Origin of the sequence: Sphingomicrobium arenosum (assembly GCF_026157085.1) — a bacterium.
In the GTDB taxonomy this organism is placed as follows: domain Bacteria; phylum Pseudomonadota; class Alphaproteobacteria; order Sphingomonadales; family Sphingomonadaceae; genus Sphingomicrobium; species Sphingomicrobium arenosum.
Genome location: NZ_JANPVN010000001.1, coordinates 88,585 through 107,765, shown reverse-complemented (window position 1 = coordinate 107,765; position 19,181 = coordinate 88,585). Strand labels below are relative to the sequence as shown.

The window sequence follows — 19,181 nt, the reverse complement described above, 5'->3', positions numbered from 1 at the left end:
GGTTCGATCATCGCAAAAGAGCATGAATGGTCGAAAAACACAACATGGATCAACAAATCAACGGCGGTTGCGCGAGCTGGTTCAATCGCCGATGAGCAGGAGCGATGCTGCCCATCCACACTGCCCTTCCCGACCTCCTCGCCGCACTCGCCGCCAGCTCGCGAGCGCTGCTGATCGCGCCGCCCGGGGCGGGCAAGACCACGCAGGTCGCCCCCGCTTTGCTCGATACCGACTGGTGCGAAGGCGAGATCCTCCTGCTCGTCCCCCGCCGCCTCGCCGCGCGCGCCGCCGCCGAGCGGATCGCCGAGGAAGCGGGCGAGAAGGTCGGTCAGCGCTTCGGCTATGCGACCCGGCTCGATAGCAAGCCCGGCAGCCGCGTCACGCTGATGACCCACGGTGTCTTCCTCGCCCGAATCCAGGCCGATCCCGAACTGGCGGGCGTCAGCGCCGTGCTGTTCGACGAGGTTCACGAACGCAGCCTCGACAACGACCTCGCCCTCGCCTTCGCACTCGAGGCACAGGCTGGCCTGCGCGAGGATTTGCGCCTCCTCCTCATGTCCGCCACGCTCGATGTCGCGGCTTTCCGTCCCCTCCTCGGCGACGCGCCGCTGATCGAGAGCGAGGGCCGCAGCCACCCGCTCGAACTGCGCCATGTCGGCCGCAACCCCGCCGCGCGGATCGAAGCCGAGATGGCCAGCGCCATTCGCACCGCGCTCGCCGATACGAGTGCCTCGCTTCTCGCCTTCCTCCCCGGCGTGCGCGAGATCGAGCGCACCGCAGAGGCGCTCGGCACCCTGCCCGGCGACGTCGTCCTTCACCGCCTCCATGGCCAAGTCGACCCCGCCGCCCAGCGCGCCGCGCTGCGCCGCCCAGCGCCCGGCACGCGCAAGCTCGTCCTCGCCTCCGCCATCGCCGAGACCAGCGTCACCGTCGACGATGTCCGCATCGTGGTCGACAGCGGCCTCGCGCGCCGCCCGCGCTTCGATGTCGGTGCGGGGCTCACCCGCCTCGTGACCGAGCGCGCCAGCCGCGCCGCCGTGACCCAGCGCGCGGGCCGCGCCGCGCGGCAGGGACCGGGTATTGCCATCCGCCTGTGGGAAGAGGCCGCCAACGCCGCACTTCCCGCGCATGATGCACCAGAGATCGCCGAGGCCGATCTTGCCCCCCTACTCCTCGCCAGTCTCCTGTGGGGCAGCCGCGATCCCACGTCGCTGCCACTCGCGACCCCGCCGCCCGCACCGGGTCTCGCCGAGGCGCGCCGCCTGCTCGAACGCATCGGCGCGATCGACGCGACCGGCGGCCTCACCGACCATGGTCGCAAGGTCGCCGCCTTGCCGCTCGAGCCCCGCCTCGCGCATATGCTGATCCTCGCCGCCAAGCGCGGTTTCGGCAGCACCGGCGCGGCGGTCGCGCTGCTCCTGTCCGAACGCGGGCTCGGCGGGCGCGGCGAAGACATGGAGGCGCGGCTCAGGCGCTTTGTCACCGACCGCAGCCCGCGCGCCCGGACCGCTGCCAAGCTCGCCGCCAACTGGGCTCGCCGCGTCGGCGCGTCCGAACCCATCACGCCTGATCGCGCCGCCGATGCCCTCGCGCTGGCCTTTCCCGACCGCCTGTCACGCCGCCGCGATGGCGCGGGCACGCGCTGGGCCTCGGTTGGTGGACGCGGCTTCTCGCTCGACGAGGCCAGTCCGCTCGCCAGCGCCGAATGGCTCGCCGTCGCCGAGGTCGCGGGCGCGGCAGCGGGCGCGCGCATCCTCGCCGCCGCGCGGATCGAGGAAGGCACCGTCCGGGCCCTCTTCGCCGATGCCATCACCCCCTTCCAGGAGGTGCGCTACGACCCGGCACGAAAGGCCGTCGAGGCAAGCGAAGGAGAGCGGCTCGGCCAGCTCGTCCTCAAGCGCGGACAGGCGGCCAATCCCGATCCCGAGGCGGTCGCACTTGCCCTGCGCGACGCCGTCGCCCGCGAGGGCCTCGACCTTCTCGCCTGGGGCAAGGCCGCCAGCCTCCTGCGCCGCCGCGCCGCTTATGCGCGCCAGCGCGATGCCTCGCTTCCCGATCTGTCGGACGACGCCCTGCTCGCCAGCCTCGACGACTGGCTTTTGCCGATCCTCCATGGCCAGCGCCGCCTCGACCGGCTCGACCCCGGCGACCTGCACAACGCGCTTGCCGTGCGAATCGATTATGCCGCGATGCAGGCGATCGACCGCATCGCGCCGCCGCGTTTCACCAGCCCCGCCGGTACCAGCCACGACATCGATTATGACGCCCCCGCCGGGCCGACGGTCACCGTGCGCGCGCAGGCGCTCTATGGCCTGTCCAACCATCCGATGGTCGGCACCACCCCGCTCGTCCTCAGCCTCACCAGCCCCGCCGGGCGCCCCATCCAGACCACCACCGACCTCCCCGCCTTCTGGTCCGGCAGCTGGGCCGATGTCGCCAAGGAAATGCGCGGGCGCTATCCCAAGCATCATTGGCCCGACGACCCCACCGCCGCGGTCGCCAGCCTCAAGACCAAGCGCGCGCAGGCGCGTGGCGGCCCGCAAAAATCTTGACCCCGCGCGCGTCAAACGCCACATCGCGGTGCATGAGCACCGCGCGCATCATCGAGAACGTTCGCAAGACCACCCAGTCGGGCAAGGCACAGGCCGGCCGCTGGACCCTGATGTTCGAGCGCGAGGAAAAGATGACTCCCGACCCGCTCACCGGTTGGGCCGGCTCGGGCGACACCGAGACGCAGATTCGCCTCACCTTTCCCACCCTCGAGGAAGCGCAGCGCTATTGCGAGGAACGCGGCATCGCCACCCATGTCGTCAAGGCACCCCCGCACAAGCTCAAGATCCAGGCCTACGCCGACAATTTCAAATAAGGCGCGGCGCACCGGCGCTCGTATCGGTTGCGCAACCATCTAACATAAGTTAGCCCTGTCCTTGCCGAGCTAGGGGGACAGCTGCTTCATCGTCGGATCGATATCGTCTTCGGCACTCGCCCGGAAGCGATCAAGCTCGCCCCCGTCGCCGCCGCGCTTCACGCGCAGGGCATGGCCGTTCGCCTCGTCGCAACCGGTCAGCATCGCGACCTCGCCCGCGCCGCCGTCGATCTCGGCCCCTACGAAACCCGCCATCTCGACGTTTCACCCATGGCCGATCCCTTCACCTACGCGCACAGCTGTGCCAGCGCCTATGCCGCCGGGAACCTCCCCCGCCCCGCCATGATCATCGTGCAAGGCGATACGGCGAGCGCCTATGGCGGTGCGTTGGCGGCCGCCGACCTCGACCTGCCGCTTGCCCATGTCGAGGCGGGCCTGCGCAGCCACGACCGCGCCAACCCCTGGCCCGAGGAGGATTTCCGCATCGCCATCGATCGCCTCGCCGCGCTGCACTTCGCCCCCACCGAACTGGCCGCGCGGCACCTGCGCGAAGAAGGTTGCGACGACAGCGTCCACGTCGTCGGCAATAGCGGCGTCGATGCGCTCAAGGCCTTGCTCGCCACCCTGCCGCCCCGCACCGGTCCGCGCGGTGACGAGCGGCGCCTGCTCATTACTTGCCACCGCCGCGAGCATTGGGGCGAGCCGCTCGCCGATCTCATCGCCGCCACGATCGATTTGGCCGAGCGCCACCCCCGGCTCCACATCGACGTCGCGCTGCACCCCAATCCGGCCATCGGTCAGGCCTGGCGCCGCGCATTGGAACGCACCAGCCCCGTCCGCCTGCTCGCGCCACTGACCCACCGCCAGATGCTGCTCGCCATGCGCAGCGCCGATCTTATCCTGTCCGATTCGGGCGGGATGCAGGAGGAGGCGCCCTACGTCGGCACCCCGCTCTTCATCCTGCGCCGCCGCACCGAACGCCCCGAGGGCATTGCCAGCGGCCAGTTGAAGCTCATCGGCATCGAACGACAGCGCATCGTCGAGGAGGTCGAACATTTCTTCGCCAGCCCGCGCGTCCGGCGCGCCATGATCAATGGTGCCGAACCCTATGGCGACGGCCGCACCGGGCCGCGCATCGCCGCGATCATTGCCGAGCGACTGGCGCTCAGTTCGCTGCCGGCTCGCCCGCGTCAGGAGCGCCCTGCGGCATCGCTTTGATATAGATATCGCGCTGCGGGAAGGGGATCTCGATCCCTTCTTCCTTGAAGCGCCACCAGATCGCCTTCAGCACCGCCGAGCGCACATTGCCGACCCCGGCCTCGGGATCCATGATCCACGCCTGGATTTCGAAATTGACGCTATTGTCGCCAAATTCCTTGAGCCAGACATTGGGCTTGGGCGCCTTCAAGACCCGTTCGCAGGCCGTCGTGCATTCGATCAAGATATCCTCGACGAGCTTGAGATCGGAGGCATAGCTCACCCCCACCGGAATCTGCACCCGCACGTTGCGCGAGGAATAGGACCAATTCTCCACCGGCTCGGTCATGAGCAGCTCGTTCGGGATCAGATGCTCCTTGCCATCACGCGTGATCACGCTGACCGCGCGCGTCCCGATCTTGCTGATCGCGCCGAACGTGTCGCCGACGACGATGACGTCGCCCGGCTTCACCGAACGGTCCATCAGGAGGATGATGCCGGCGATGAGATTGCCGAAGGTCTTCTGCAGCCCGAAACCGACCGCGAGGCCGACCGCGCCCGAGAAGACCGCCAGCGCGCTGAGATCGAACCCGAGCACGTCGATCCCGATGAGGAAGGCGAGCGCGAAGATGACGATCGTCGCCAGCTTCTCGGCGAGCAGGCCTTGTGCCGGATCGAACCGGCTGGTTCGCTTGATGATGCGCTTGACGCCCCACATCACGAACTTCGTCACGATGAACAGGAGGACAACCGTCACCAACACGGTCAGCACCTGCAACAGGCTGACGCGATAGTCGCCGACCGCCAGCGCGATCTTGTCCAGATCCTCGAACAGACGGACCGTCGTGTCGACCGCGCCCTCTGCAATTTCTTCTGCTTGTGCCTGTGCCATATCGGGCAGTTAAGCGACATTTTCGTCGAAAGTCGAACCTTTAGACAGGCTGCTTCATTCCCCCTTGATGAACCACGCTTTCCTTCCCGACACCATGTCGCTCGCCGATGTCGCGATCCGCATGAGCGCCGCCGTCATCCTTCCCCTGCTGATCGGTATCGAGCGCTACATGCGAAGCAAGCCGATCGACTTTCGTCCCTTCGTCATCATCTCTGTCGGTGCGGCGGGCCTTGTCATCGGCACGACCGAGCTGTTGCACAGCACGACCGACAGCCAATCGCGGATCGATCCGACACGCGTCATCGAGGGGGTCATTACCGGGATCGGTTTCCTCGGCGCGGGCGCGATGTTCCGACAGGGCAATTTCATTCAGGGCGCCGGCTCGGCCTCCGCCATCTGGTGCGCGGGCGCCATCGGACTGATTTGCGGTATGGGAGAGGTCTGGCTCGCGGCCATCGTCACCGCGATCGTCCTGCTCCTGCTCGTTCTTTCCGCGCCCTTCACGGCCAAGTGGGACGCCGAGCATGAGCCCGACGTCACCGACAAGAGCGACGACGATTAGAGGATATACTTCACCTTGACGCGCTGGCGGCTTTGCCCGGCCGGCAGGTCGAATACCACGTCCTCGGCGCGCGGCGGCCCCATGCGGATCGCCGGATTACCCGAAAAGCCGAATCCCTCCTTGGGAATGCCGAGAGATTTCGACATCTTCCCATTGCCATTTTCGTCATGCAGCACGAGCAGCATCCAGCGTCCCTCGCGCAGCCCCCGAACGGCCACTTCGCTCATTCCCTCGACGGCGGGCACCTTGACCTTCACCGCCTTGGGATCCTCGCGGCATTTGAGGAAACCCGCGACATCCTGCGTCATGCAGATGCGAATTTCACCCTTGGCATTGCGGACATTCTCGAGATCGACCGTCAGCTCAGCGGGGCGCGGCGACGGGCTCGTGGTCGGGCTGGCTGCCCCGCTCAGGCTTGCCAGCGCGAGCAGCCCGAGGCTGGCGCGGCACGCCGAATTCGCCCAGCCCCTTGTCGGTCGCGCAGAGGCGATCCCAGAAGCGAAAATAGAGACCATAATTGCACCGATACTTTTGATGATGAAGTTCGTGATGGCTGGCAGTTATCAGGTGGCGGCCTAACCGCCCCTGAACCAGCCACCGGGGAAACAGCTCCCAGCCCATGTGATTGGTCACCCCCATCAGCGTCATGATGAAGAGTACCAGCCCCAACACGCCGACATGGATGGGCACGAGAAACACCAGCGCCGGGATCACCACCGCGCCCGACAGCGCCTCCCAGGGATGGAAACTCATCGCCGCCCAAGCGGTCGGCGGGCGGCTCGCATGGTGCACGGCATGCACCTTCCGAAACAAGGGCGGCCAATGCATTGCGCGGTGGGTCCAATAGAACCAGGTGTCGTGCAGGAAGAGGTAGAGGAACAGGCTGACCGGCATCCACCACAAGGGATAGGCGTCCGCCTCCATATAGATACGCGTCCAGCCATGCTGGTCCCAGCCCCAGGCGATCACGCCCGCGGGCACGCCATAGATGGCGGCCGAGGCGAGCGAATAGAAAATCTCCATCCGCACCTGCTTGCCCTGTCCCGCCAGCCGTCCGGGAAAGCGCCGCGCCGTCCACGCCGCAAAGAAACCGCTGGTCGCGACATAGCGCACCGCCACGATCGCGGTCATCGCGATGGCGCTGATGATGATGGCGGTGGCGGCGTCCATGCCCTGGGTCATGCCAGCCTCCCTACAGGCTGACAATGAAGAGATGATGAGCGAGCGCCCGACTTTTTGCCGCCATTGAAAGCGCGGCACGTGTGCCTAGGTCGATGCCATGAACAAAAGTCCTTCATCGCCCGTAAAGCATCCGCCTGCCTTTCTGGTTCTTCTTGTTGTGGTGAATGTCATGCTTCTTGTCGCTGTCGCAGCCCTCTATCTCGGTCAGCCCGTGGCCGAACCCCGCACCGTCACGCCGCGCGCCGACCTCGCTGCCGACGAACAGGCCACCATCGACCTGTTCGAAGGCGCGCGCGATTCGGTCGTCGCCATCTCGACCAGCCAGCGGGTGCGCGATTTCTACAGCCGCAACGTCTACAGCGTGCCGCGCGGTTCGGGCTCGGGGATGATCTGGGACGAGGCGGGCCATGTCGTCACCAACTGGCATGTCGTCCAGGGTGCCTCGGGTGCGCAGGTCCAGCTCGCCGACGGTCGCGAACTGTCCGCCACCCTCGTCGGTGCCAGCCCCGCGCACGACCTTGCCGTCCTGCGCATCGGCGGCGCCGGCTTCGCCCCTCCCGCGCGCATCCCCATCGGTACGTCGGGCGACCTGCGCGTGGGGCAAAAAGTGTTCGCCATCGGCAACCCCTTCGGTCTCGACTGGACGCTGACCACCGGCATCGTCTCGGCGCTCGATCGCTCGCTCCCGCGCGAGGATGGTGCCGACATCCAGGACCTCATCCAGACCGACGCCGCGATCAACCCAGGCAATTCGGGCGGGCCCCTGCTCGACAGCGCGGGGCGCCTCATCGGCATCAACACCGCCATCTATTCGCCCTCGGGCGCGTCCGCCGGCATCGGTTTCGCAGTCCCCGCCGATACCGTCATGCGTGTCGTCCCCCAGCTCATCGCCGAGGGGCGATACACCCGCCCCAGCCTCGGCATCGGCAGCGACGAGAATTTCAACAATCGCCTGAAGCGCGCGAGCGGCATCGAGGGTGTCTTCGTCCTCGAGGTCGAGCCCGGCTCCCCCGCCGCCCGCGCCGGCCTCGAGCCCGCGCGCCGCACCCGCCGCGGCGTCGATCCCGGCGATGTCGTCACCGCCATCGATGGCCAGCCCGTCACCCGCCTCGGCGAACTGCTCGCCCGCCTCGACGATTATGAGGTCGGCGAGGAGGTCGCGCTGACGATCGTGCGCGACGGCCAGCGCCGCAATGTGCGCCTGCGATTGGGCGCGGACGACTAGCGCCACGCCTTGACGCCCGAAATCGGCTTGTGCTGGCCCGCGCCAGCCCCGATAGTCGGCCTGTATGGAAGAGCGGCCAGATCTCATCATCGCCGGCGGCGGGCTGGCAGGCGGGCTGTGCGCACTCGCGCTCTCGATCCGCCGTCCCGAGCTCAAGCTATTGCTCGTCGAACGCGACGACGCGCTAGGCGGCAACCACGTCTGGTCCTTTTTCGACAGCGACGTGGCCCCGGCCGACCGCGACCTCGTCGATCCGCTGCTCGCCAAGAGTTGGGACGACAATGAGGTGCGCTTCCCGGCCCATCGGCGCGAGCTCGACCAGCGCTACAACAGCATCACGTCGGACCGGCTCGACAGCGTTCTTCGCCAACGCCTCGACCATGCCGTCCTCCACGGCGAGATCACCGAGATCGGGCCGACCCATGTTCGCATCGACAATGGCCAGCGGATCGAGGCGCGCGCCACGCTCGATGCCCGCGGTTTCGGCTGCCGCCCGCAGGCGCTCGACTGCGGCTATCAGAAATTCGTCGGCCAGATGCTCGACGTGCCCGGCGGCCACGGCCTGACGCGTCCGATCATCATGGATGCGACGGTCGACCAGTCCGACGGCTATCGCTTCGTCTACTGCCTCCCCTTTAGCGCTACCCAAGTCTTCGTCGAGGACACCTATTACCAGCTCGAATCCAAGCTTGACCGCGATCTCCTCGCCAACCGCATCTTGGCCTATGCCGAGGCGCAGGGCTGGCAGGATGCGACGGTCCTCCACGAAGAACAGGGCGTCCTCCCCGTCGTCACCGGCGGCGACTGGGACGCGCTCTGGCCCAAGAACGACCCCATCCCTCGCGCAGGCGTGCGCGCCGGCCTGTTCCACCACCTCACCAGCTATTCGCTGCCCGACGCGGTCCGCTTCGCCAGCTGGCTCTCCCATGCCTTGCCGATGAACGGCGACGCGCTAGCCCGCGCCACCAGAAAGCGCGCCACCGCCCATTGGCAGCGCCAGTCCTTCGACCGGCTCCTCGCACGCATGCTCTTTCATGCGGCGGACCCGGCGGAACGCTACCGCATCCTCGAGCGCTTCTACCGCCTTCCCGCCGGGTTGATCGAGCGCTTCTACGCGGGCAACACCACGACTGCCGACAAGGCGCGTATCCTCGCCGGCAAACCCCCCGTGCGCATTTCCCGCGCATTGAAAGCCCTGATCGGAGTGCACGAGTGAAGTCAGCCATCGTCATCGGTTCGGGCTTCGGCGGGCTCGCGCTCGCCATCCGGCTCCAGTCCGCCGGCATCCAGACCACCATTGTCGAGGCGCGCGACAAGCCTGGTGGTCGAGCCTATTATTGGGAACGCGACGGCCATGTCTTCGACGGCGGCCCGACCGTCATCACCGATCCCGATTGCCTCAAGTCGCTATGGGAACTGTCGGGACAGGACATCGCGCAGGATGTCGACCTCGTCCCCGTCACGCCCTTCTACGCGCTCGACTGGCCCGACGGGACGCGCTTCGACTATACCAATGACGACGAAAAGCTCTTCGCCGAGATCGAGAAGCTGAACCCCGCCGACGTCGAGGGCTACAAGCGCTTCCTCCAATATTCCGAAGGCGTGTTCCACGAAGGCTATGAGAAACTCGGGACCAAGGCCTTCCTCAAATTCTCCGACATGCTGAAGGCCGCGCCCGCGCTGGCGAAGTACCAAGCGTGGCGCAGCGTCTATTCGATCGTCTCCGAATATGTCGAGGAAGAGCATCTCCGGCAGGCCTTGAGCTTCCACACCCTGCTCGTCGGCGGCAATCCGATGACCTGCTCGTCCATCTACGCGCTCATCCACAAATTGGAGCGCGACGGCGGCGTCTGGTTCGCGATGGGCGGGACCAACAGGCTCATCGCGGGCATGGTCGCGCTGTTCGAGCGCATCGGCGGCACGATCCGTCTCGGCGATCCCGTGACGCAGATTCATGCGTCCGGCGACAAGGTCACCGGCGTCACCACCAAGAGCGGCTGGCATGCCAATGCCGACGCCGTCGCCTCCAATGGCGATGTCGTCGCCACCTACGGCCTGCTCGATCACAAGCGCGGGAAGAAGCAGCACAAGGCCTTGAAGCGCAAACGCTACAGCCCGTCGCTGTTCGTCCTCCACTTCGGCCTCGAAGGCACCTTCCCCGACATCCCGCACCACATGATCCTGTTCGGGCCGCGCTACGAAGGGCTCCTCGGCGACATCTACAAGCGCGGCACGCTGGCGAGCGATCCGTCGCTCTACCTGCACCACCCGACCAAGACCGATCCCACGATGGCGCCCGAGGGCTGCTCGACCTTCTACGCCCTCGCGCCCGTGCCGCACATGGGCAAGGCACCGATCGACTGGCAGGAAAACGCCAACCATTATGCCGAGGTCATCCTCGATACCTTGGAAGAACGGCTGATCCCCGACATCCGCAAGCGCATCCGCACCCGCTTTTGCTATTCGCCTGCCGATTTCGAGACCGACCTGTTCGCCCATCTCGGCTCGGCCTTCAGCCTCGAACCCATCCTCACCCAGTCGGCATGGATGCGCGTCCACAATCGCGACGACAAATTGTCGAACCTCTATTTCGTCGGCGCGGGCACCCATCCGGGCGCGGGTATTCCGGGCGTCGTCGGCTCGGCGCAGGCGACCGCGGAGCTGATGATCGGATGACCAGCCGCGCCGATCTCGTGGCGGCGGCTGGCGACAGCATCGCCAAGGGTTCGAAGAGCTTCCGCTTTGCCAGCCAGCTGTTCGACGAGGAGACGCGCGAGCGCTCGTGGCTGCTCTACAGCTGGTGCCGCGCCTGCGATGATATCACCGACGGCCAGACGCTCGGCCATGACGCTACCACGCCGACCAATCCCGAAGAGCGTCTCGACTTCGTGCGCGAGAAGACCGCGACCGCGCTCGCCGGGAAAAAGACCGGCCTCGTCCCTTTCGATGCCTTGGGGCTTGTTGCCGCCGAATGCGCCATCCATCCCGACCTTCCCGCGCACCATCTCGCCGGCTTCGCGCGCGATGCGGCCGGATGGCAGCCGATGACCGAGGAAGACCTGCTGAGCTATTGCTATCAGGTCGCGGGCGCGGTCGGCGTGATGATGGCGCAGGTCATGGGCGTGCCCGCATCCGATACCGACACGCTCGACCGCGCCAGCGATCTCGGCCTCGCCTTCCAGCTCGCCAACATCGCGCGCGACGTGGTCGAGGATGCCCGCGTCGGGCGCTGCTACCTGCCCACCGACTGGCTTGCCGAGGAAAGTATCTCGGCGATCGACCCCGACGATCCAACGCAGCGCGAAAAGCTCGGCCGCCTCGCCCGCCGCCTCGCCACCCATGCCGATCTCTATCGGCTGAGTGCCCGCGTCGGCGCCGCGCAGCTGCCGCCGCGCAGCCGCTGGGCGGTGCTTTCGGCCGCGCGCATCTATGGTCGCATCGCCGAAAAAGCCCGCGATTTCGGTGCCGCCGCCTGGGATCAGCGCATCACCGTGCCCAAAGGCGAAAAATTGCTGTTGGTCGGACAGGCACTGCTCGACAGTGTCGGCCGGGCACCCGAAATGGACCGTCGCAACCTGTGGACCCGCCCGCGGCTGTCCTAGTCCTCGCCGCCCTGCTGGTTGCCGAGATAGGCGTTCAATTGCGCCAGCGTATTTTCCATCTGGTCCTGCATCTGGCTGATCAGCTCATTCTCTCGCATGCCCTCGTGATCGAGCGGCTTGGAATAGCTTTCGCTGAACGCCTGCAAATCCTCCTGGTCGAACACTCCGCGGGCCACCAGCCGCGCGAGGATCACGAGCAAGCCGTTGGTCGCCGCGATCGAGGAAGCAACCAGCGCCTCGTCGACCATGCTCAGCCGCTGGTCCTTGCTTTCGCTCTCACCGTCGCCGTCGCCATCGTCGTCGCGCTCCGGCGCGGGCCCGCCCAGTTCATTCTCGCTCATGCCCCCCACCATGCGCTCCGCCACGGCAAAAGCAAACCCCAACTTGGCGCGCTGGCAAAGCCCCGCTATGCCCATCCCCCATGGAAGCGCAGGAACTTCGCGTTGCCCTCTTCTCGGGCAACTATAATTACGTTCGCGACGGCGCCAACCAGGCGCTCAACCGCCTTGCCGAATATCTCCTGCGGCAGGGCGTGAAGCTGCGCGTCTATTCGCCCACCGTCGAGGAACCCGCCTTCGAGCCCACCGGCGACCTCGTCTCGGTGCCGAGCTTCCCCATTCCGGGCCGCGCCGAATATCGCTTCGCCTTCAACCTGTCGAAGGGCGTGCGCGAGGATCTGGCCGCCTTCAAGCCGAATGTCGTCCACATCTCCTCGCCCGATTTCGTCGCGGTAAAGGCGGTCAATTGGGCCAATGAACGCGGCATTCCCGCCGTCGCCTCGGTTCACACCCGCTTCGAGACCTATCTCCAATATTACCACCTCGACTGGCTCGAACCCGTGCTTCAGGGCTGGCTTCGCAAGCTCTATGGCAAATGCGACGCGCTGCTCGTCCCCGCCCCCTCGACCGCCGACGTGCTGCGCGAGCAGCGCATGAACGAGGCAATCACCATCTGGGCGCGCGGGGTCGACCGCGACCAGTTCAACCCTCAGCGCCGCGACATGGACTGGCGCCGCGGCCTCGGCATCGGCGATGAGGAAATGGCCATCGCCTTCCTCGGCCGCATCGTCATGGAAAAGGGCCTCGACGTCTTTGCGGAGACGATCGAGAAGCTCGAGAAGAAGGGGCTGCCGCACCGCGTGCTCGTCATCGGCGATGGTCCCGCGCGCAGCTGGTTCGAGGAACATCTTCCCGACGACGCCGTCTTCGTCGGCCATCAGGAAGGCCCCGACCTCGCCCGCGCCCTCGCTTCTGCCGACGTCTTCCTCAATCCGTCGATCACCGAGACCTTCGGCAACGTCACGCTCGAGGCCATGGCCTGTCAGCTTCCTGTCGTCGCCATCGCCGCGACCGGCACCAACAGCCTCGTCACCCCCGGCGTGACCGGCCTCGTCGCCCCGCCCGGCGACATCGACGGGTTGGCCGCGCATCTCGCCAGCTACCAGGCCGATCCGGCACTGCGCGCCGCCCATGGCGAGGCCGGTCTCGCCAAGGCCAAGACGATGGACTGGGATTCGATCAACAGCATCGTCGTCGACACCTACAAGCGCGTCATCGCCGAGCATCATGGCTGACCTGTTCGGGAGCGATCCCGAGCCGTCCGCCGACAGCGGCCCCGCCGAGGGCGCTCCGCTCGCCGACCGCCTGCGCCCGCGCGCGCTGGACGAGGTCGTGGGCCAAGAGTATCTCACCGGCCCCGAGGGTGCCATCGGACGCATGGTCGCGGCGGGCAAACTCTCCTCGATGATCCTGTGGGGTCCTCCCGGCACGGGCAAGACGAGCATCGCCAGGCTCCTCGCCGACGCCGTGGGCCTGCGCTTCGTCATGCTGAGCGCGGTTTTCTCGGGCGTCGCCGATCTCAAGAGGGCCTTTGCCGAGGCGAAGAAGATGGCGAGCGCGGGCCAGCGCACCCTGCTCTTCGTCGATGAAATCCACCGCTTCAATCGCGCCCAGCAGGACGGCTTCCTTCCCTTCGTCGAGGACGGCACCGTCACGCTCGTCGGCGCCACCACCGAAAACCCCAGCTTCGAATTGAACGCCGCGCTCCTGTCGCGTGCGCAGGTCCTCATCCTCCACCGCCTCGACGAGACCGCGCTATCGAAGCTGCTCGACAAGGCCGAGGCGCTCGTCGGCGCCCCCCTCCCGCTCGACGACAATGCCCGCGCCGCGCTGGTCGCCTCCGCCGACGGCGATGGGCGCTTTCTCCTCAACCAGGCCGAAACGCTGTTCGACCTGGGCCTCACCGAACCGCTGGACCCCAAGGGGCTCGCCGACCTGCTCCAGCGCCGCGTCGCGGTCTATGACAAGGATCGCGAGGGGCATTACAACCTCATCAGCGCGCTCCACAAATCGGTCCGCGGCAGCGACCCGCAGGCCGCGCTCTATTATCTCGCACGCATGCTGACGGCGGGCGAGGATCCGCTCTACCTTTGCCGCCGCCTCGTGCGCATGGCGTCGGAAGACATCGGCCTCGCCGATCCCAATGCGCTCGTCCAATGCCTCGCTGCCAAGGACGCCTATGATTTCCTAGGCAGCCCCGAGGGCGAACTCGCGCTCGTCCAGGCCGTCCTCTACCTTGCCAGCGCCCCCAAATCGAACGCCGCCTATAAGGCGCAGAAAGCCGCTTTCCGCACCGCCAAGGAAACCGGCAGCCTGATGCCGCCCCAGAACATCCTCAACGCGCCGACCAAGCTCATGAAGGAGGTTGGCTACGGCAAGGGTTATACCTACGACCATGACGCCGAGGACGGTTTTTCGGGCGACAATTACTGGCCCGACGACTTGCCCCCGCAGCGCTTCTACGACCCCGTCGAACGCGGCTTCGAGAAGCGTCTCAAGGAACGCCTCGACTGGTGGGACGCGCGCCGCGCCGAGATCCGCGGCGACTAGTCCTTCGCGATCACGATCCGGTCGTGTGCCGGACCGCCCTCGATCGGCGAGCCAGCTGCCAGCGGATCGCGAAATTCGATCGAGATGCCAGTCAGGAGTTCGGCCGGCACTGCCTCCCCCGCCTCGAGGTAAAGCATTATCGCCTTGAGGCCATCGGGCGTGATGCCCTGCAAGCACTTATAGTCCTCGAACCGCCCGTCGCAGGGTCGGCGCGTTGCGAGATCGAAGGTATCCTCGACCAACCGCCGCGCCGCGCTCGAAATGCGCCACAATTTGTCGCGCGAGCGAAAGTCCTCGGCGGTAAGATCGTTATGATCGTGCTGCGCGCCGAAATACCATTCGACCCCGCTGCCACCGGCCAGCAGATGCCCCCACAGCGCCTCGCGGGCGAGCGCGCGATGCCCATCCTCGCTATCCGCATCGGGCACCGCGCCATGCATCCACGGCCCGATTTCGTCCATGCTCAGCGCCCATGGCTGCCCCGCCGCTCGGCTCGCCCGCGCCCAGCGCAGCGTCTCGGCCTTGACTGCCGCCGGGTCGGACACCTGGAAGCTGAGCCCGTCGAGGCCCTCGTAGCCGAGCAATGGCGGCAGGATGTCGTCCTTGTCCTCGGGATTGGGGAGGGTGTGGAGCAGGATCGGATGATCGTAGGGATCGACCGCCGACAGCCAGTCGATCATCGCCTCGCGCTGCGCGGTCGATTGCCCCTCGGGGCGCCAATGCACCGGTCCATTCTCCTCGCCGAGGTTCCAGATCAGCGCATTATGGTGCCCGAACCGCGCCGCCATCTCGGCGAAATAGAGCTTGCGGATGGTGCCCGTGTCGCCGCCATCCATGACCAGCTCATTCTCGGTTTCCTGCAGCACTAGATGCAGCGCGATGCCCCGCGCCTGCAGATGCGCGAACAGCGTCTGCCATTGATCGAGCTTGGAGATGTCGAACCGCGTCATGTCGTCGGGATCGACGAAGGGCCACACGTCCTTGCCGTCCCCGCCCACGTTCCACAGCAGGAAATAGGCCGAATTCACTCCCTGGTCGGCAAGATAATTGACCGCCCCGATGAGCGCCTTGCCGCGCCCGTCATCGCCCCATGTCGGATCGCCCTCGCGCCAATCCTTCTCATGCGCGGCGAAGCGATGCAGGTCGAGCGAGGCCGCAGCCTCCCCCTCGCGCGCATTGCTCGCCATGCGATAGGTGTCGTCAAACTCGTGAAAACCGAGCAGGTTTTCGGGGCTGTTGGTGCCGGACTTGAGCCAGATGCGGCCCGATCCGCCAAGCCGATACTCGCCGTCCTCGACGGTCAGTCGCCCCATCTCCTGGGCGCGCCAGTCGGTCCCCTGCGCCAGCGACGGCAATACCGTCACCTCGCCCTCGCTTTCCGCCAGCGTTTCGCCCGCCGCCCAATCGCGCGACACGGCAATATCCTCGCCCCCCGCCAGCCGCGCCTCCCAGCGCCACAGGCCCGGCGCGTCGGGGGTGAACAGCGCGCGCCATACCGTACCGCCCGCTGCGCCGCTCGTCCCCGCATCGCCATCGCCCGCGAAGAAGCCGCGCAGGACGATCTGCTCGCCATCGGGCGCGGTCACCGTCAGCGCCAGCCGCCGCTCGGTGAAGGGATTGAGCCGTCCGCCCTCATTGGCCTCGGGGCCTTCCACGTCGATCGTCACCGGATGATGCACCGATCCGACATGGGGTCCAGCGGCAAGGAGCGTGCTCGCCCGCGCCGTTTTCACATCCGGATCGCCCAGCGAGAGCATGATCGCGTCGAGCCGCACCGCCTCCGACCGCCCGGCAATCTCGAAACAATTGAGCCCCGCCGCCTCGAAGGTCAGCGCCGCCTCGGGCCGCCTTCCGGTCAGGTGATGGAAATCCAAACCGCCGTCCCAACCATATTCCTCCCATGGCGTATTGGCGAACAGCTTCATCCACTGCCCGCCCGACAGCCTGAGCCAATAATCGTTGCGCTCGTCCTCGCGGATGTCGGGCTCGCCCGCGCGCGAGCGCTTCATCCTGAGGCGAAGCGCATAGTCGCCCGGCTCCTCCACCATCACGCAATAGCGCAGGCTCGCCCCCACCTCGCTGCCATCGAGCGCATAGCGATTGGGCCCGCCATAGTGGATCGCCGCACCTCGCGATGCGTCTTCGTCCGCGACCCGCCGCCAATCGCCGCGCAGCACCACGTCCTCGGCCTCGATGACTGCCACGCCATCGACGACGCCGTGCGCCGGCTCGGCAGGCGCAAGCATTGCGGCAAGGATCAAGTGGGGCGTCATCGGCATTGCTCCTTCGCTTCGCCACTTTCACGCATCGTGACGCTCGCGGGTTCCGCGAGCCGATACGTCGTATCGCTTTGCCACGACGATCGTTTCGGCGTAGCATCGAGCCCGTAACGTCCAACAGGGGGACCACCCATGTACCAATCCGACATGCCTGCCTACTGGCAGGGTCAGCTCGCCGAATGGGGCCCGCGCGTCCTCTTCGCGCTCCTCATCCTCATCGCCACCCATTTCATCGCCAAGGCCGTGCAATGGGCGATCAAGCGCCTCGTCGAGAAGGTGCCCGCGCTCCAGAAGGACCCCGACATGGACGGCTCGTCCATCGGTGCGGAACTCGGTCGCCTCGGCTACTGGCTGGTCTGGCTCGTCGGCCTCGTCGCCGCCTTGGAGCCGCTCGGCCTGTCGAACGTCCTCACCCCGGTCACCCGCATGACCAACGAGGTGTTCAGCTATCTGCCCAATCTTATCGGCGCGGTCGTCATCTTCGTCGTCGGACTCATCGTCGCCAAGGTCGCGCGCCATATCGTCGAGGCCGCGCTGCGCGCGCTCAACATCGAGGATTGGGCCGCGCGCGCGGGCCTGCCGATGGGCGACAAGCCCGTTGCCGTCTCGGCCGAGGGCGAGGCCAGCGAGGGCGCCGCCCCGGTGCGCCACTCGATCGCCAAGGCCGCCGGCATGACGGTCAGCGCGATCATCATCGTCTCGGCCTCCATCGCCGCGCTCCAGGCGCTCCAGATCGAAGCCATTTCGGGCCCCGCGACCGATATGCTCGAGGTCATCGCGCTCGCCATCCCCAAGGTCATCGCCGCGCTCCTCTGGCTCGCCATCGCCTTTGTTATCGGCCGCTGGGTCAAATCGCTGATCGAGACCATCCTGCCGAGCCTCGGCTTCGACAATGCGATCCGCTCGGTCGGCGTCATGAGCGAGGGGGCCCAGCCGTCCAAGATCGTCGGCGCCATCGCCTTCGTCGCCGTCATGCTGACCGCCGCCATCGAGGCGATGCATTCGATTGGCGGGGACAGCGTCGCCGCGCTGCTGTTCCAAGTCACCGCGCTCGGCGGCAAGGTCATCTTCGGCACGATCATCATCGTCGCCGGCCTGTTCCTCTCGCGCCTCCTTTCACGCCTCGTCGGCGCCGGCACGGGCGAGGGCAATTACGCCGAGACAATCGTCAAATATGCCATCATCGCGCTGTTCACCGCCATCGGCCTCACCTTCATGGGGCTGGCCAACGAGATCGTGATCCTCGCATTCGGCCTCATCCTTGGCTCTGCCGCCATCGCCACCGCACTGGCCTTCGGGCTCGGCGGACGCGACTTCGCCGCGCGCACGCTGGAACGTTGGGATGCGCAGGCTGACGCGACCAGTGCGCCTCGCGCCCCGCGTCCCAAGAAATTGCCCAAGTCGCCGCCGCCTGAGGACGACAGCCAGCCGCCGCTGGTGTGAGCCTCATCAGGCGCTTCGCCCGGACCGTCGCCATCGACTGGTCCGGCGCGAAGGGGGCGCGGCACAAGGGCATTGCGGTCGCACGGATGGAGCGCGGCCGTGCGCCTGCGCTCGTGCGTCCCGGACACATATGGTCACGCGCCGAGGTCCTCGATTGGATGCGCGGCGAAGCGAGCCGCGCCCCCACCCTCTTCGGCTTCGACTTCTCCTTCGCCCCGCCGCTTATCGAACGCGGTAGTTACCTGCCGGGCGAAAACGTGCCGCAGACCGCCAAGGCCTTCTGGTCCTATGTCGACCGCTTGAGCGACGACGAGGACCTCGGCGCGGCGAGCTTCCTCGAGCACAAGCACCGCCGCCACTTCTATTTCGGCAAGGCCGATGGCGAGAAAGCGCGCTTCATGTGGTTTCGTACGGTGGAGAAGCAGCTCAATGCCATGGGTGGCGGCAAGGCAGCGACGGTCTATGACGCGATCGGCGCGGCGCAGGTCGCCAAGGCCAGTTTCGCGGGCATGCGCCTCCTCCACCGCCTCGACGGTCAGCTTCCGGTCTGGCCCTTCGATCCGCTTCCACAAGACGGCAGCGCAGTAGTTGAAATCTACGGCCGCCTCTACCTCCGCCGCGCGGGCGGGCGCGGCACCAAGCTGCGCACCGCCGATGGCCTCGACACCGCCCTCGTCGCGCTCGGCAGCCCGGCCGCGCGCCTCGACCATGACCCGAGCGATCATGAGAGTGATGCGCTAGTGACCGCCGCGGGGATGATGCACGTCCTCGCGACCGAACCCGCTCCCTTCACGCCCGCCGCAATGACGCCCAAGATCGCGCGCACCGAAGGCTGGACCTTCGGCGTGGTTTGAGTTTAAGGGCGCATTTCGCGGGAAGCCGGTTTAGCTCAGCTGGTAGAGCAGCGGTTTTGTAAACCGAAGGTCGCGGGTTCGACTCCTGCAACCGGCACCGCGATGGCTAATGGCTATCCGGGGGATGGCCGACGGCATCGCCGCCCCAAAGAGGGCGTGCGGCCGTCGAGTGAGTTCGAGGACGCGCGATG

The 19,181-nt window shown here is 66.8% G+C and carries 17 protein-coding genes and 1 tRNA gene; 13 read left to right on the top strand and 5 right to left on the bottom strand.

All coding sequences use genetic code 11. The annotated features are described in order from the left end of the window. Positions 1–104 precede the first annotated feature (104 nt). The 3 genes from hrpB (at position 105) to wecB (ending at position 4,084) form a co-directional block, all read left to right on the top strand. Positions 105–2,552 (top strand): ATP-dependent helicase HrpB, encoded by a 2,448-nt coding sequence (gene hrpB, locus NUW51_RS00385; RefSeq protein ID WP_265561707.1) that lies wholly within the window; start codon positions 105–107, stop codon positions 2,550–2,552. A 32-nt stretch (positions 2,553–2,584) separates the two neighbouring features. Further along, positions 2,585–2,866, top strand: coding sequence for an NADH dehydrogenase ubiquinone Fe-S protein 4 (locus NUW51_RS00380; RefSeq protein ID WP_265561706.1), 282 nt, complete (start codon positions 2,585–2,587; stop codon positions 2,864–2,866). An 81-nt stretch (positions 2,867–2,947) separates the two neighbouring features. Next, on the top strand, positions 2,948–4,084 hold the full coding sequence (wecB, locus tag NUW51_RS00375) for a non-hydrolyzing UDP-N-acetylglucosamine 2-epimerase (protein ID WP_322597097.1): 1,137 nt from the start codon (positions 2,948–2,950) through the stop codon (positions 4,082–4,084). Here wecB and NUW51_RS00370 read toward each other — a convergent pair. Further along, on the bottom strand, positions 4,032–4,955 hold the full coding sequence (locus NUW51_RS00370) for a mechanosensitive ion channel family protein (protein WP_322597067.1): 924 nt from the start codon (positions 4,953–4,955) through the stop codon (positions 4,032–4,034). The two genes, wecB and NUW51_RS00370, sit on opposite strands and share 53 nt — an antisense overlap. 67 nt (positions 4,956–5,022) lie before the next feature. On the opposite strand from NUW51_RS00370, the gene NUW51_RS00365 reads away from it, so the two are divergent. Further along, positions 5,023–5,517: an MgtC/SapB family protein gene (locus tag NUW51_RS00365; RefSeq protein WP_265587890.1), complete on the top strand. Its 495-nt coding sequence runs from the start codon at positions 5,023–5,025 to the stop codon at positions 5,515–5,517. Here NUW51_RS00365 and NUW51_RS00360 read toward each other — a convergent pair. Both NUW51_RS00360 and NUW51_RS00355 read right to left on the bottom strand, forming a co-directional pair. Beyond that, the gene (locus NUW51_RS00360) at positions 5,514–5,879 is read right to left on the bottom strand and encodes a DUF2141 domain-containing protein (RefSeq protein ID WP_265587889.1); all 366 of its coding nucleotides are present in this window, start codon (positions 5,877–5,879) and stop codon (positions 5,514–5,516) included. The genes NUW51_RS00365 and NUW51_RS00360 overlap by 4 nt on opposite strands. Before the next feature lies 1 nt (position 5,880). Further along, complete coding sequence (locus NUW51_RS00355) at positions 5,881–6,687, bottom strand: sterol desaturase family protein (RefSeq protein WP_265587888.1); 807 nt, start codon at positions 6,685–6,687, stop codon at positions 5,881–5,883. A gap of 181 nt (positions 6,688–6,868) precedes the next feature. Between NUW51_RS00355 and NUW51_RS00350 the strand changes: the two genes are divergently transcribed. From NUW51_RS00350 to NUW51_RS00335, 4 genes are all read left to right on the top strand, one after another. Then, the gene (locus NUW51_RS00350; RefSeq protein ID WP_265561705.1) at positions 6,869–7,924 is read left to right on the top strand and encodes a S1C family serine protease; all 1,056 of its coding nucleotides are present in this window, start codon (positions 6,869–6,871) and stop codon (positions 7,922–7,924) included. A gap of 64 nt (positions 7,925–7,988) precedes the next feature. Continuing rightward, a complete protein-coding gene (gene crtY / locus NUW51_RS00345) occupies positions 7,989–9,140 on the top strand; it encodes a lycopene beta-cyclase CrtY (RefSeq protein WP_265561704.1) in 1,152 nt (383 codons plus the stop codon). Further along, on the top strand, positions 9,137–10,600 hold the full coding sequence (locus NUW51_RS00340) for a phytoene desaturase (RefSeq protein ID WP_265561703.1): 1,464 nt from the start codon (positions 9,137–9,139) through the stop codon (positions 10,598–10,600). Before crtY ends, NUW51_RS00340 begins: the two co-directional genes overlap by 4 nt. Continuing rightward, entirely contained in the window at positions 10,597–11,526 is a 930-nt protein-coding gene (locus NUW51_RS00335) for a phytoene/squalene synthase family protein (RefSeq protein ID WP_265561702.1), read from the top strand. Before NUW51_RS00340 ends, NUW51_RS00335 begins: the two co-directional genes overlap by 4 nt. Here the strand turns inward: NUW51_RS00335 and NUW51_RS00330 are convergent. Beyond that, a complete protein-coding gene (locus NUW51_RS00330; protein WP_265561701.1) occupies positions 11,523–11,867 on the bottom strand; it encodes a hypothetical protein in 345 nt (114 codons plus the stop codon). The genes NUW51_RS00335 and NUW51_RS00330 overlap by 4 nt on opposite strands. Before the next feature lie 80 nt (positions 11,868–11,947). On the opposite strand from NUW51_RS00330, the gene NUW51_RS00325 reads away from it, so the two are divergent. After that, positions 11,948–13,099 carry a glycosyltransferase family 4 protein gene (locus NUW51_RS00325; RefSeq protein ID WP_265561700.1) on the top strand — a complete coding sequence of 384 codons (1,152 nt, stop codon included), beginning with the start codon at positions 11,948–11,950 and terminating at the stop codon, positions 13,097–13,099. Further along, entirely contained in the window at positions 13,092–14,414 is a 1,323-nt protein-coding gene (locus NUW51_RS00320; protein ID WP_265561699.1) for a replication-associated recombination protein A, read from the top strand. Before NUW51_RS00325 ends, NUW51_RS00320 begins: the two co-directional genes overlap by 8 nt. Here NUW51_RS00320 and NUW51_RS00315 read toward each other — a convergent pair. Next, positions 14,411–16,687, bottom strand: a complete 2,277-nt coding sequence (locus NUW51_RS00315; RefSeq protein ID WP_265561698.1) for a DUF5060 domain-containing protein — start codon at positions 16,685–16,687, stop codon at positions 14,411–14,413. The genes NUW51_RS00320 and NUW51_RS00315 overlap by 4 nt on opposite strands. A gap of 138 nt (positions 16,688–16,825) precedes the next feature. On the opposite strand from NUW51_RS00315, the gene NUW51_RS00310 reads away from it, so the two are divergent. The 3 genes from NUW51_RS00310 (at position 16,826) to NUW51_RS00300 (ending at position 19,087) form a co-directional block, all read left to right on the top strand. Continuing rightward, entirely contained in the window at positions 16,826–18,136 is a 1,311-nt protein-coding gene (locus NUW51_RS00310; protein ID WP_265561697.1) for a mechanosensitive ion channel, read from the top strand. Between the two features lie 5 nt (positions 18,137–18,141). Continuing rightward, positions 18,142–18,990 (top strand): hypothetical protein, encoded by an 849-nt coding sequence (locus NUW51_RS00305; RefSeq protein ID WP_407696347.1) that lies wholly within the window; start codon positions 18,142–18,144, stop codon positions 18,988–18,990. Positions 18,991–19,014: 24 nt separating this feature from the next. Continuing rightward, positions 19,015–19,087 (top strand) — tRNA-Thr (locus NUW51_RS00300). The last annotated feature ends 94 nt before the right edge of the window (positions 19,088–19,181 follow it).